Annotated in this window: 10 protein-coding genes; 5 read left to right on the top strand and 5 right to left on the bottom strand. The window is 51.8% G+C overall.

Annotated features, from left to right (window positions below; translation table 11 throughout):
• Position 1 precedes the first annotated feature (1 nt).
• The 5 genes from holA to Q399_RS0110615 all read right to left on the bottom strand — a co-directional run bounded on the left by holA (position 2) and on the right by Q399_RS0110615 (position 8,530).
• A complete protein-coding gene (gene holA / locus Q399_RS0110635) occupies positions 2-1,042 on the bottom strand; it encodes a DNA polymerase III subunit delta (RefSeq protein ID WP_031568342.1) in 1,041 nt (346 codons plus the stop codon).
• A gap of 3 nt (positions 1,043-1,045) precedes the next feature.
• A complete protein-coding gene (locus tag Q399_RS0110630; RefSeq protein WP_031568341.1) occupies positions 1,046-1,531 on the bottom strand; it encodes an LPS-assembly lipoprotein LptE in 486 nt (161 codons plus the stop codon).
• Positions 1,531-4,161: a leucine--tRNA ligase gene (gene leuS, locus Q399_RS0110625; protein ID WP_051685909.1), complete on the bottom strand. Its 2,631-nt coding sequence runs from the start codon at positions 4,159-4,161 to the stop codon at positions 1,531-1,533. Before leuS ends, Q399_RS0110630 begins: the two co-directional genes overlap by 1 nt.
• A gap of 150 nt (positions 4,162-4,311) precedes the next feature.
• Entirely contained in the window at positions 4,312-5,514 is a 1,203-nt protein-coding gene (locus tag Q399_RS0110620; protein WP_106388981.1) for a serine hydrolase domain-containing protein, read from the bottom strand.
• 142 nt (positions 5,515-5,656) lie between these two features.
• The gene (locus Q399_RS0110615; protein ID WP_031568338.1) at positions 5,657-8,530 is read right to left on the bottom strand and encodes a TonB-dependent receptor domain-containing protein; all 2,874 of its coding nucleotides are present in this window, start codon (positions 8,528-8,530) and stop codon (positions 5,657-5,659) included.
• A 350-nt stretch (positions 8,531-8,880) separates the two neighbouring features.
• On the opposite strand from Q399_RS0110615, the gene Q399_RS0110605 reads away from it, so the two are divergent.
• The 5 genes from Q399_RS0110605 (at position 8,881) to Q399_RS0110585 (ending at position 13,478) form a co-directional block, all read left to right on the top strand.
• Positions 8,881-9,333: a zinc ribbon-containing protein gene (locus tag Q399_RS0110605; RefSeq protein WP_031568337.1), complete on the top strand. Its 453-nt coding sequence runs from the start codon at positions 8,881-8,883 to the stop codon at positions 9,331-9,333.
• A 92-nt stretch (positions 9,334-9,425) separates the two neighbouring features.
• Positions 9,426-11,846, top strand: a complete 2,421-nt coding sequence (locus Q399_RS0110600) for a Lon protease family protein (RefSeq protein WP_031568336.1) — start codon at positions 9,426-9,428, stop codon at positions 11,844-11,846.
• Positions 11,847-12,488: a DUF2959 domain-containing protein gene (locus tag Q399_RS0110595; protein ID WP_031568335.1), complete on the top strand. Its 642-nt coding sequence runs from the start codon at positions 11,847-11,849 to the stop codon at positions 12,486-12,488.
• Between the two features lie 23 nt (positions 12,489-12,511).
• A complete protein-coding gene (locus Q399_RS0110590; RefSeq protein ID WP_031568334.1) occupies positions 12,512-12,835 on the top strand; it encodes a hypothetical protein in 324 nt (107 codons plus the stop codon).
• A 112-nt stretch (positions 12,836-12,947) separates the two neighbouring features.
• Positions 12,948-13,478 carry a cytochrome b gene (locus tag Q399_RS0110585; RefSeq protein ID WP_031568333.1) on the top strand — a complete coding sequence of 177 codons (531 nt, stop codon included), beginning with the start codon at positions 12,948-12,950 and terminating at the stop codon, positions 13,476-13,478.
• Positions 13,479-13,643: the final 165 nt, after the last annotated feature.

Here is a 13,643-nt window from a genome sequence, read left to right as displayed (position 1 = left end):
GTTAATCTCCGGCAACCAGCTGCTGCAAGGCAAAAACTTTGGGCACAGGTTTGATAAACAAAGTCACCAGATGTGCCAGCGCAGTTTCCGGATGGCTTAGCTGACCGGATTTAAAACTGCGGTCAAATACCTGCAGTTCCTGCAATAAAAAATGCAGCCAGTTTGGCGATAACCGCAGCAGCGCCTGTTGATACAGCGGCTGGCGTTTGGGCCAGATGCCGTGTTTTTTATACTGCTCGTCGCCGACCTGACCAGCTTGTTGCAGCGCCAGTAAAGTGGTGGCTTCTTTTTGCAGCTGCCAGGCGATGATCACAGGCTCAGTGTCCTGTTGCAACAGCCGGTCGAGCCGGTGCAGCGCTTCTTCGCCCTGACCTGCCAGTAACGCATCGACCAGCTGAAACACGGTAAAATGCGACTGATCGGCGAGGTACTGCTGTAAAAAAGCACCATCGAGCCACTGGCCCGGCGCTGTCAGCGCCAGTTTTTCCAGCTCCTGCCTCGCCGCCAGTAAATTACCGGCGGCGTGGTGCTGTAACAGCTGCAGCGCGTCGGTTTGTAATTTGAGGCCAAGCTGCTGCGCGCGCTCTCTCAGCCAGCGCATAAACTGATTGTCATCGAGCGGGTAAAACTGCACCTGCACGCCTTGCTCAGACAATGTTTTGAACCAGCTGGTTTTGCTGAATTCGCCGCTGCTGCGCGCAGCATGCAAAACCAGACAAACATCTGCATGCAGCATGGCCGGGATTTTTTTTAGCTGGTCTTGCTGGGCCGGGGTAATTTTGCTGGTGCCGAGGTCGAGTTCAATCAACTTGCGGTCGGAAAATAACGACAGACTGTTAAATTCACCAAACAGGCTGTCCCAATCAAGCTGAGCTTCGAGCAGATAACTTTGCCGCTCAGTAAAACCCTGATTGCGCGCCGCAGCGCGGATCTCATCGAGGCTTTCCAGTTTTTGTAAGGGTTCTTCCCCAAATACCAGATAAACCGGTGCCAGCTGCTTTTTTAAGCTGGCGCCCAGTTGATTGGCATAGAGTTTCAGCATGGCTCAGAGCCGGCCGAATTGACGGATAATCCGGGCGACCGCCTGTGAGCGCAGTTCGGTCAGCATCAGATCCAGCTCTTTGGATTTCGCCAGTGCACGGGACGGGTCGTCCTGATAATCGCGGTACAGTTCAATCTGGTAAGGGCGGGGCTCTTGCCCCGGCAGCACCAGCTGATAATTGACCTTGTAAATCAGTTCGTATTCCGCCACCTGGCCGTTCGGGAACAACGAGAGGGTGCGACGCTGCAGGCTGTCTGAATCCAACACAAAAATGGCGGCTTTAGCATCAGAAGTATCCAGCAGCTTCACCTGATTGCGCTCCAGCTGGGCCCCCAGTTGTTGCAACAGCTCAGAGTGCTTGTCGCCTTGCAGGTAAACCGCCGGATATTTCTCCAGCGGCAAAGAACCCCGCAGCTGAAAACCGCAGCCGCTGAGCAGCAGGCTCAGCAGCAGCGGTAACAGCAGGGCAGGCAGGCGCAGGGCGCGCATCAGCCGACCACCAGACTCAGCAGTTTACCTGGCACGTACACGACTTTTTTCAGTTCAACGCCTTCGAGGTAACGCTGGACGTTTTCTTCTGCTTTGGCGAGCGCCAGCACGTCGTCCTGCGTTGCATCAATGGCAACTGTGACTTTACTGCGCACTTTGCCGTTGATTTGCACCACCACCAGCTTGGCGTCTTCGACCAGCGCCGATTCGTCCACTACAGGCCAGCCGCTGCGTTCCAGCTCAGTGGTGTAACCCAGCGCTTTCCACAGATATTGTGATAAGTGCGGCGTGATTGGGTTCAGCAGTTGCAGCACGGCGATAATAGCTTCGCCGAGAACGGCTTTATCCTGTGCGGTTTCGACAGACGCTTTTTGCAGTTTGTTCATCAGCTCCATAATGGCGGCGACGGCGGTGTTAAAGGTATAACGCCGGCCAATGTCGTCTGTTACTTTGGCGATGGTTTTGTGCAGTTCACGGCGCAACGCTTTTTGGTCAGCGGTTAATGCCGCTTTGTCGACGGCATCAACTGCACCAAAAGTGCTGAACTCGTTGACCAAAGTCCAGACGCGGCGCAGGAAGCGCAGCGCGCCTTCAACCGCAGAATCCTGCCATTCCAGCGTTTGCTCTGGTGGTGAGGTGAACATCATAAACAGCCGCACAGTGTCCGCGCCGTATTGATCGATAACCGTTTGTGGGTCGATGCCGTTGTTTTTTGACTTCGACATTTTGCTCATGCCGGCGGATTCGACTTTCTGGCCGTCAGATTTTAGTACTGCACCGATGATACGGCCTTTGTCGTCACGCTCGACTGCAACATCTTGTGGCGAGAACCAGGTTTTGCTGCCGCCTTCGTTGTCGCGGTAGAAAGTTTCCGCCAGCACCATGCCCTGACATAACAGGCGTTTGAATGGTTCGTCTGACTGCACCAGACCAACATCACGCAGCAACTTGTGGAAGAAACGTGAATACAATAAATGCAGAATGGCGTGTTCGATACCACCGATATACTGGTCAACCGGCAGCCAGTAGTTGGCTTTAGCCGGGTCCAGCATCATGTCAGTGCTGTCCGGGCTGCAGTAGCGGGCGTAGTACCAGCTGGATTCCATAAAGGTGTCAAAAGTGTCCGTTTCATGGAAGGCCGCTTTGCCGTGGTAAGTGGTTTTTGCCCACTCCGGGTCGGCTTTGATTGGCGATTTGACGCCGTCCATCACCACATCTTCCGGCAAACGTACTGGCAGTTGATCAGCCGGCACCGGCACTTGCGTACCATCTTCCAGTGTCAGCACAGGAATAGGGGCGCCCCAGTAACGTTGACGGGAAACGCCCCAGTCGCGTAAGCGGTAATTGACCTTGACCTTGCCAACGCCTTTTTCGACCAGCTTGTCGGAAATAGCTTTAAACGCAGCAGGGAAATCCAGACCGTCAAACTCGCCGGAATTGATCAGCACACCTTTTTCAGTAAAGGCGGCCTTGCTTAAGTCGACTACTGATTCAGAACCAGCAGCTGGCGCGACCACTTGTTTGATTTTCAGACCGTATTTAGTGGCGAATTCATAGTCGCGCTGGTCATGGCCTGGTACTGCCATCACCGCGCCTGAGCCATAGTCCATCAACACAAAGTTGGCGACAAAAATCGGTACCTGTTCACCGGTCAGCGGGTGCACGGCGAAGAAGCCGGTCGGATGACCTTTTTTCTCCATCGTTGCCATGTCGGCTTCAGCTACTTTGTTGCCTTTGCAGTCTTCAATAAAGGCAGCCAGTTTGTCGTCCAGCTTGGCGGCTTTTTGTGCCAGCGGGTGTTGCGGCGCAATAGCGACATAAGTCACACCAAATAAGGTGTCAGGCCGGGTGGTGTAAATAGTGAAGTCGTAACTGGAACCACCCAGGCTAAACTTGATTTCGACGCCTTCTGAGCGGCCAATCCAGTTGCGCTGCATGGTTTTGACCTGCTCTGGCCATTCGTCCAGCTGGTCAAGGTCATTGAGTAATTCTTCGGCGTAATCGGTGATCTTGATAAACCACTGGGCTAATTCGCGCTGTTCGACCAAAGCGCCTGAGCGCCAGCCGCGGCCGTCGATGACTTGCTCGTTGGCCAGTACACACTGGTCTACCGGGTCCCAGTTGACGGTCGCCATTTTTTTGTAGACCAGGCCTTTTTCAAACAGCTTGGTGAAGAACCATTGTTCCCACTTGTAATATTCTGGTTTGCAGGTGGCGATTTCACGGTCCCAGTCATAACCAAAACCCAAGCGTTTCAGCTGGTTTTTCATGTATTCGATGTTGGCGTAAGTCCATTTGGCCGGCGCCGTTTTATTGGCAATGGCGGCGTTTTCAGCCGGCAGACCAAAAGCATCCCAGCCCATCGGTTGCATCACGTTTTTGCCTTGCATGCGCTGGAAACGGCTGATCACATCGCCAATGGTGTAGTTGCGCACATGGCCCATGTGCAGGCGGCCGCTTGGATAAGGGAACATCGACAGACAGTAGTATTTTTCTTTGCCTGGCTCTTCAGTCACTTTAAAGGCGTTGGAGTCGGCCCAGTGCTGTTGTAAGGCGGTTTCAATCAGGCGCGGCTCATACGCGGCTGCTTGCGCTGAAGGGGCCTGAGTGCTTTGTTCTGGTGCTTGCATGCGAAGGATCTCAACAGATAAATATCACGAGGGATATTGGCAAAAAAATAAAAGCAATTTGGCGTTAGGATAACGCATTCAGGCCTGTGGCAACAACTGCCACGAAGGCCTGAAAGGGCAGCAAACTGTGCTTTTGCCAATCAACAGCGATTATTTGGTTGCCGGCAAGGCCGCCAGAACTTTGCTTACCAGTTGATTCAGTTCTTTGCCGTTACCAATCCAGCGCGTGACTATTAGCAAATCGTGTTCTTTATCCAGATAAATCACATTGCGACCAGCGCCTTCAAAGGTGATGGCGGAGGCGGGCGCAGCGGGTAAGGCTTTTTGATCAGTATTTAAAAACCAGTTAGCAAAACCGTATTGCGCATTCGCCGGGCCACCTGTGCTTGCCTGCTGAATAAACCCGGGGCTTACGAGCTGCTGCCCATTCCAGTTGCCATCACGCAAAAACAGATAACCAAAACGCGCTAAATCCCAGGCGTTAATAAACATGCCACCGCCCCAGTGACCACCGCCGGACACGGACTGCACCTTTTCGCCGTCCAGTTCAACCCAGCTGTTGTCGTAACCAACCCAGCGCCAGGTCGATGACGCGCCAATCGGCCGCATAATCTGTTCGTTGAGTACTTGTGGCAGCGGTTTGCGCCAAACGTATAAAGTCGACAGTGCCAGCAGATTCATCCGCACATCATTGTATTTGTAATAAGTCCCAGGCTTACGCAGTGGCCGCTGTGGCCAGTCTGCCGGTGTTTTACCTTCCGGCCGGTCGGCCCAGTCCGGTTTGCCCCACAAAGTGCCTTGCCAGTCGCTGCTTTGGCGTAATAGGTGTTCCCAGCTGATTTGGCTGTTATGTTCGCCCTGATACAAATCAACGCCAGCGGGCATATAAGGCGCGACTTTGTCGTTAAAACTGTGAATAAGCCCCTGCTGCCATGCAAGGCCGGTCACTGTGGTTAAAAAGGTCTTGGTGATGCTGTGGGTCATATCGACTTTATCGACATCGCCCCAGCGCGCGATAATTTTGCCGCGATACACAATCAGGCCGTTGGCAGCGGCGCGCACACTCATAGGGCCAATGATTTGGTCATAGGGCTCTTTAGCACCAAAAGTGGTGGCCTGCACAATCGCCTGATCTTTCGGCGCTTTGTTTTCGCTGACAATGGCATAATCCACCGCCTGCTGTAATAAAGTGGCATTCACCTGCAAACTTTGTGGTTTCGCTTCAGCCCATTGGCCGGCTGGCGGGAAATAAGTACTGGCTGCAGCAGGCAACGCAGCACTGAATAGCAACAACAGCAGCGCGGAGTGCTTTTGCAGACAACTTTTTAACGGGCTTTTAAGCGGGCTTTGCATGCACCAAGCTCCTGAATAAAAGCAGCAGCATGTAGGTGTTCTGCGGCAGCGGCAACCGGGCTGCGACCAACAGAGCAAATTGGCAGGCGAAAAAAAGGAGAGGCAAGCCTCTCCTTTAAATAGGGACTGAATCAAACGGGTATTAGAACTTGTAGTTCACGCCCAGCGTCAGACGACGACCCAGAATGTCATAGTGCTCACCTGAGTTATAGGTATTTGGGTTACGCACTGGTTGACGGTCGGCCAGGTTCAGCACGCCGGCGCGCACTTGCAGCTCTGGCGTCAGGTTATATTTACCGGTTAAATCCCAGGCAATATAAGAGCCGATGTCGTTGAAGTTATTCACTTCCGGTGTCCAGGAGTTGCGATCCCAGACTGAGCTGTGAATATAAGTAGCGCCTAACACCAGCGACAGATCTTCATAGCTGTAGTTGGCGTTAAAACGGCCTTTCCAGCGGAAATAGTCATAAGTGCCCGCATACTTGCGGTCATCACCGGCACGACCTGTGGTGTTTTGATCCCATTTTTCGGTATAAGTGGCGATTAAACGCAGATCTAATGCACCGTAACCGTTCAGGTCAAGCTTATAGTTGGTCTCGATATCGTAACCAGCCAGTTCCGCAGATGCTGAGTTCACCGGCTTGACGAAGTAGTTGGTGATATCACGGGTCACAGCGTCACGGGTAAACAGTGAGCAATACGGGTTATCCAGACTGTCTAACTGATAACAGAAGTTCACCAGGTTTTGCGCCGTGTGGCTTTCAATCATGTCAGCAATTTTGAATGACCAGTAATCGACTGTCAGACTGAAACCATCCAGGTAAGACGGCGTATAGATGAAGCCGGCAGTGATGTCATAAGCACGTTCGCTGTTCAGATCAGTGTTACCAATGATGAAACCTGGTTTGTTTCCACCATTGACCCATGCCGGAGTTGGTGACCAGCCTTGTGGCATGCCATCGGCGCGACAGTTTTTCTCGACGTTGGCTTTATATACACCAGCGCTGTCGATACGCAGTTGCTGACATGGGTCAACCAGCGTACTGAAGGTCTGGCCTGGTGGGTTGTATAATTCACCAATGTTTGGTGCTCGCACTGACTTCGAGCGGTTCAAACGGAGTTTCAGGTCGTCATTGATGGTGTAGTTCAGACTGATTTTCCATGCATTTTCGCTGCCGGTGGTGCTGTAGTCCATGGCGCGAAACGCTGTTTCCAGTGTCAGGTCTTTGACATAAGCCAGGTCAGCCAATAACGGGATCGAGAATTCGGCAGAAGCTTCGCGCACTGAGAATTCACCGGACAATGGGGACGACTGGTTGTTAAACAAAGCGCCTGAACGCATGGCCGGATCTGGCAGCGATGAAGAACGCTCTTTGCGGTACTCGACGCTGAACGCTGAACCGACGATACCAGCAGGTAGTTCATAGACATCACCAGTCAGGGTGAAACCGGCTACGTCCTGATCCAGCGTAGCATCACGCATCGCATCAGTGCGGATCCAGTCCAGTGCCGCCTGCGACGCCATCCCTGAACCATAAATATTCAGTGGCACACAACCTTGCGCACGCATAGCTTCATCTTTACAAACGATATTACCTTTGGTATCGCGGGTGGCTTGGATAGCCGCATAGAAACGGTCTTCCAGCATTTCACCAAACCATTTTGAGTTGGCATCGACATGGCCTTTCTGGGCGTAAGCTTCATAGCCCCAGGTGTCTGTTAACAAACCTTCCAGACCAATAGCGGCACGCGCCAGCGTCCGGTTCTGATCGTATTTACGGTTACCGAAAATATCGGCCAGGTAAGTGTTCTGAATCGATGACGTGACATTGTTATCAGCAAAGAACTTACGTGCGCTGTCGGTCAGCATCGGGTTCAGCGGGTCAATGCCATTGGCACTGCTCAACACAAAAAATGCCGGGGAGCTTTCACCAAAGGCTTTGGTGTTTGAATAAGTTGACTCGAAAGTGAAGCGGTGATCATCGTTAATTTGATAACCGTAGTTCATATTCAGGTTGATACGTTCCAGCGGGGTACGCAGATAGGTATGGTCCAGCGTGTTATAACCATCACCTGGTGCGCCATCGGCTGACAAATAACGGCTGTTATTGGCACTGCCCGCCACAAATGGATACGCTGTGCCGCCGTTCATATCAAATGGACGCACTGAGCCGTCATTGGCGAATACATAGTTTTTACCGCCGACCGCAAAGGTACCCGTTTTGCCGTAGTTGATCAAAATCGGGTTACCGGTTTTTTCCCACTGGATACGTCCCGGGATGCCGTCAGTACTGGTTTTATTGGCTGGATTGTCAATCATGATTAGGCCGTCGCGGACGAAATCACGCTGGCTGCCGCGGATCTGCGACTGTTCTGAGTAAGTCAGGTTAGCAATAAAATCAGATTTGCCTTCGCTGTTTCCAAAAGTCAGGCTGTAAAAGTCTTCTTCACCGCCATCTTGCTGCGGCCGGCTGGTTGCTACGTCGACTTCAAAACCGTTAAAGGATTTTTTCGTGATGATGTTGACAACACCCGCTACCGCGTCTGAACCGTATACAGCCGAAGCGCCACCGGTCGAGACTTCAATCCGCTCAACCATGGCTGTTGGGATGTTGTTCAGGTCGACCGCGCTATTGCCTGGATTCGAGCCAACAAAACGGCGGCCATTCACCAATACCAGGGTGCGGTTAGTACCTAGTCCACGCAGCGCCGTGTTATTTAGACCTGAAGCAAAAATGGTGTTGTTAGTGGTTTCCGGTGACAGACCGGTTACCGCGTTTGGCATATCGTTCAGCAGCTCACCTACGTTGGTGACACCCGCATCAACAATCGAGTCGCCGGTAATGACGGTAACCGGCGTTGGCGACAATTCACCAATCCGTTTGATTTTTGAACCTGTAACTTCAATGCGTTCTACTTTGTCGTCGGTCTTGGTTTCCTGTGCCTGCGCCTGACTGACCAGACCCAGACTTAAAGCGATTTGTACGGCAATCGCCAGCTTATTATTTTGGTACATCCTGGAATTCCTCTTAGTGACTTGTTTGCTGCAACACCCATCACGTCATGATCGCAGGGAGAAAGGTTGTTTTCATAAAATGGGTACAGGTGTTGCAGCGCGCACAAGCTAGTCAGTCGGGATTTTTGACACAATCAAATTGCGATGACTTCACAGAAAAACCACATTGATGGGTAAAATCGGTACAAAATACATACAAATGATACATGCTGATTTGTCTTGCGGTGGCAATCAACACGCAGGTCGCCGCTGTCATTGCGTCACGCTGTAGATTGCTGCGCTGGTGTTTGACGTAGAGCAAAAAGTCCGGGTCTATACTATGCAGACAGTCCTTCGGTTTAGAGGTGGTTATGACGGATTTACTGCACAAATACCGGCAGTGGTTGCAGCAGCTTGAACTCTCTTTGCAAAGCCAGCTTGACCTGGCGGTAAGGCCTGTAGTGGAAGTGGCTGACACGCTGGCGGCTTATCTGCAGGCGGGGCGCGACCTGACCGCCTATGAAACCCAGTTATTTATCGAAACCTTCTTTCGCCAGCAACAACAACCGCAGCCGCCGTCAATCTGGCCCGAGACTCTATGGCAAATGCTGGCGCAGGTTACTGACAAAACTCAGGTGGAATGGCAGGAACTGGAGCAGGATTTGTCGCATCAGGGGCTGTATTTACAGGGCGAAACGGTGGGCATGGGGCTTTATGTCTGCCGCGTTTGCGATGAGGCGCTGCATTACAATCACCCGGCCGAGCTGTTGCCTTGTCCGGCCTGTGGCGGTGGGCATTTTTTACGCCGTGGCCTGCCGGTCTGAATGCGTTTCTGCAGAGCTTTGCGCAGATAAATTTTTCGGCAGGCTGCTGATTTTGTTAGTATGCCTGCATCTGTAGTGAAGGAATTTCTGGCATGACGCAAATTGCAGTAAACAAAGCTGCCGAGGCAAAACTTCAGGCGCTGGCCTTACAGGCAGCGCAGCTGTCGCCGCAACTGGATGAGGCGCAAATCAACGATGCGCTGGATGTTGCCGGCTACAGCAGTACTTTTATCGGGCAAGACCGCGCGAAAGCCGCATTGAGTTTTGCCATCGGCATGGATATGCCGGGTTATAACCTTTATGTGATGGGCGAGCCGGCGCTCGGGCGTTTTACCTTAATACAGGATATTCTGCAGCAGGCCGCCAGCGAAAAAGAAACACCGGACGACTGGTGTTATTTAAATAATTTTGACGATGAGCGCACGCCGCAAACCTTACGGCTGTTGCCTGGCGAAGGCCGGGTACTGGTGAAAAAACTCGAAGCGCTCATTGACGAATTGCTCGATACTTTCCCGGCCGCATTTGATAACCCGGGTTATCAGCGCCGCAAAAAAGCCATTCACGCTGCCTTTGATAATAAATACGAAGCTGCCATCGCGCTGGTCGAACGCAAAGCGCTGGAAAAACAAGTGGTGTTGTACGAAGACAACGGCGCTGTCAGTTTTTCACCGGTGGTGGATGGCAAACCGCTGGATGATGCCGAATTTGCTAACCTCGCCGATGACAAACGGCAGTTTTTCTATGAACTGGTCAGCGAACTTGAAACCATTCTGAACGAGCAGTTGCTGGAACTGCCACAGTGGAAACGTGAACTGTCGGAGAATTTACGCACGCTTCGCCGCGAAACGATTGAACAGGCAATTAAACCGCTGCTGAAACAGTTAGAGCATGACTACGCCACTGAACTGGGTATTTTGCGTTATTTGCGTGAAATGAAGCCTGAGCTGGTAAAAGCAGTGCTGGAATTACTGCCGGAGGAACTCGAAAGCGATAAAGCCGAAGAGTTGGATATCCGCGGTATTTTTATCAATGACTTTGTACCGAACGTGCTGGTGCATCATGAATCGATGTCCGGTGCCCCAATAGTGTTTGAAGCCAACCCCAGCTACGGCAACATTTTTGGCCGGGTCGAATACAGTTCAGCACAGGGTTCTTTATATACCAACTACCGGATGATCCGCGCCGGAGCGCTGCATAAGGCCAATGGCGGTTATCTGATCCTCGACGCTGACCGCTTGCTGACGCAACCGCAAGTGTGGGATGCGCTGAAGCTGGCGCTGAAATCAGGCGAAGTGTCGATTGATACATTGAGTGAACATGCGGTTACCAACTCAACCATCATCACGCCCAAAGCTATTCCGCTGAATGTCAAAATCGTGCTGCTCGGTTCACGCGATTTGTATTATTTAGTACAGGACGTCGACGATGAATTTAACGAGTTGTTCCGCGTGCTGGCCGATTTTGAAAATTATCTGCCACTGAATGACCAGACCATCAAATACATGTCACTGCAACTGCAGGACCAAATCCAGCAACTGGAAGCAGGTCCGCTGACAGTCTGTGGTTTGAAGCAGTTGCTGTTATTCAGTTTCCGCCAGGCCGAGCATCAGAAGAAATTATCCGCCCGTTTTGCCGATGTGCTGGAGCTGGTACGTGAAGCCTGTTTTTATGCCAATCAGGCCGGCGATACTGAACTGAGCGGCGCCCATGTGCAGCAGGCATTAGCCGGCAAACAATATCGCACCGGCCGCATCAGTGAGTCGTTCCTGGAGGACATTCAGGAAGGACAGATTTTGATTGATTCCGACGGCTGGGCCGTTGGTAAAATCAATGGTCTGACAGTACTGGAAATTGGCGACACCGCTTTTGGTACGCCGGCGCGGATCAGTGCCACAGTGTATCCGGGCTCCAGCGGTGTGACGGACATTGAGCGGGAAGTCGAACTCGGTAAAGCCATTCACTCCAAAGGCGTGATGCTGCTGACCGGTTACCTCGGCGCTAAATATGCCCAGCAATTTCCGCTGACGCTGTCGGCTAATATCGCGATGGAACAGTCCTATGGCCTTATCGATGGCGACAGCGCGTCGCTGGCCGAAGTGCTGGCGTTAATCTCCGCCATTTGTGGCGTGCCACTGCGCCAGGACCTGGCCATCACTGGCTCTATCAATCAACATGGTCAGGTGCAGGCGATTGGTGGAGTGAATGAAAAAATCGAAGGCTTTTTTAAGTTATGTCAGTCGCGTGGCCTGACCGGCCAGCAAGGTGTGGTGATCCCGGCCAGTAACCAGCTGCATCTGGTGTTGCATCAGGATGTGATCAACGCGGTGGCATCCGGCCAGTTCCATATCTACACGGTACGCACTGTCGATGAGGCACTGGAGCTGTTAACCGGGCTTTGTGCCGGTGAACGCAATCACAAAGGCCAATATCCGAAAAAAACCTTAAACGCGCTGACGATGCAAAAACTGGCTGCCATTGCTGAATTGGTTAATGGCGGCGCTGAGGAAGAATAAATGTTAAAAAAAGTGGTACTGCTGGCGGGTTTGCTGGCATTAAGTGGTTGTTCGACGGCCTATTATGCGGCGATGGAAAAAGTCGGCATTCATAAACGCGACATCCTGATCGACCGGGTGGAAGAGGCGCGGGATGCGCAAATTGAAGGCCAGCAGGAATTTAAAGATGCGCTCGACCAGTTATCGCAGCTGATTGGGTTTCATGGCGGCGATTTGCAGGGGCGTTATGAAGCGCTGAACAACCAATACGAAGACAGTAAAAAAGCGGCGGCAGAGGTCAGTGCCCGTATCAATAAAGTCGAATTAGTGGCTTTTGATTTGTTCAATGAATGGGACGATGAATTAAAGCAATACCAGAACAAAAAACTGCGCGCTGAGAGCAAACAAAAGCTGCTGGATACCAAACGGCAGTTTGATGCACTGGTCAAAGTGATGCGCCGTGCTGAGAGTAAAATGCCGCCGGTGTTGCGGGTATTGCAGGATAATGTATTGTATTTAAAACATAATCTGAATGCGAAAGCGGTAGGCGCTATTTCGGGTGAATTTTCTGTATTACAGCAGGATGTCGACCGGCTGGTACAGGATATGAACCGGGCAATTGCCGATTCGAATCAGTTTATTGCCACTATCAAACAGCAATAATCTCTGCACAACAAGGACCGGGCATGACGAACAAAGCCGTTGTTGAAGTGATTTACCGGCTGGAACCAGGCTGTCTGGGGCCGGACGGCGCGCAATATATCACTGAGTTTTGTCAGTTTGCCCAGCCGCTGGTCAGCAGCCATGCCCCGGCCTTTATGCAGTGGGTGTTGACACCGCGATTTGATAAGTCGTTGCCGGAATTGCAGTTTTCCCTCGGCGGGCGGCTGTTAAGTGACGCGCAGGCCGAGCGCTTGTGCAGTAGTTATCAGACCGACGCTGATACCCTGGTCGAAGAGTTAAACCATCACCTGATGCTGCTGATTGACCAGTATTTTGGTCGTTGGTAGCCCGACTTCAGATAATCTTCAGTATTTTTGCTTAATGTTGTGCCAACGCAAAGTCGGTTTGAAAAAACTGACACATGCTGTCGTTGAATTTCATTGATTACGGAGCGAACTCATGAGCACCAGCCGTTATTCCTTACCGACCATTGCACTGCACTGGCTGACTTTTTTGCTGATTATCGGGGTCTACGTGACGATGGAGTTTCGTGGCAGCTTTGAACGCGGCAGTCCGGAACGTGAACTAATGAAAACGGTGCACTATATGCTGGGCCTGACCGTGTTGCTGCTGACTGTTGCCCGCATCTGGTTTCGCAGTCGTCAGGCTTATCCGGCCATAGTGCCACAGCCGCCGGTCTGGCAACACAAACTGGCTGCCTTAGTGCATCTGGCGCTTTATGCGATGATGCTTGGCTTGCCGTTGTTGGGGTGGTTAATTTTATCGGCTGAAGGCAAAGTGATCCCATTCTGGGGGCTGGAATTACCGGCGCTGATCGCACCAAATGAAGAGTTGGTGGAGATTTTTGAAGACTTACATGAGTTAGTTGCGGATGCTGGTTACGCACTGATTGGTATTCATGCCGTCGCGGCGATTTATCATCATCACATTGTCAAAGACAATACATTGTTGCGAATGAAAGGGAAGTAAGAAAAAGCAGCGCTTTGGTCTTTAGTATTTACTAGGGCGTGTTGACGTTTGGTGATTGTTTTTGCAGCAGTTTGGCAGCTTTTTATGCAAGGCAGTGCGAGAGCCGTGTAGTAATTCTACACAAACGAGCACTAACGCAGCAGAAAGAGCTGCCAAACGCTGCCC

The sequence above is a fragment of the Rheinheimera texasensis DSM 17496 genome (genome assembly GCF_000711985.1).
Classification (GTDB): domain Bacteria; phylum Pseudomonadota; class Gammaproteobacteria; order Enterobacterales; family Alteromonadaceae; genus Pararheinheimera; species Pararheinheimera texasensis.
This window is presented reverse-complemented; position numbering and strand designations above follow the sequence as displayed.

What these genes read in the sequence shown, in the direction of transcription:
- Q399_RS0110630 (WP_031568341.1), bottom strand. Translation starts at nt 1,531, where the DNA reads ATGCGCGCCCTGCGCCTGCCTGCCCTGCTGTTACCGCTGCTGCTGAGC.
- leuS (WP_051685909.1), bottom strand. Translation starts at nt 4,161, where the DNA reads ATGCAAGCACCAGAACAAAGCACTCAGGCCCCTTCAGCGCAAGCAGCC.
- Q399_RS0110595 (WP_031568335.1), top strand. Translation starts at nt 11,847, where the DNA reads ATGTTAAAAAAAGTGGTACTGCTGGCGGGTTTGCTGGCATTAAGTGGT.
- Q399_RS0110600 (WP_031568336.1), top strand. Translation starts at nt 9,426, where the DNA reads ATGACGCAAATTGCAGTAAACAAAGCTGCCGAGGCAAAACTTCAGGCG.
- Q399_RS0110590 (WP_031568334.1), top strand. Translation starts at nt 12,512, where the DNA reads ATGACGAACAAAGCCGTTGTTGAAGTGATTTACCGGCTGGAACCAGGC.
- Q399_RS0110615 (WP_031568338.1), bottom strand. Translation starts at nt 8,530, where the DNA reads ATGTACCAAAATAATAAGCTGGCGATTGCCGTACAAATCGCTTTAAGT.
- holA (WP_031568342.1), bottom strand. Translation starts at nt 1,042, where the DNA reads ATGCTGAAACTCTATGCCAATCAACTGGGCGCCAGCTTAAAAAAGCAG.
- Q399_RS0110620 (WP_106388981.1), bottom strand. Translation starts at nt 5,514, where the DNA reads ATGCAAAGCCCGCTTAAAAGCCCGTTAAAAAGTTGTCTGCAAAAGCAC.
- Q399_RS0110605 (WP_031568337.1), top strand. Translation starts at nt 8,881, where the DNA reads ATGACGGATTTACTGCACAAATACCGGCAGTGGTTGCAGCAGCTTGAA.
- Q399_RS0110585 (WP_031568333.1), top strand. Translation starts at nt 12,948, where the DNA reads ATGAGCACCAGCCGTTATTCCTTACCGACCATTGCACTGCACTGGCTG.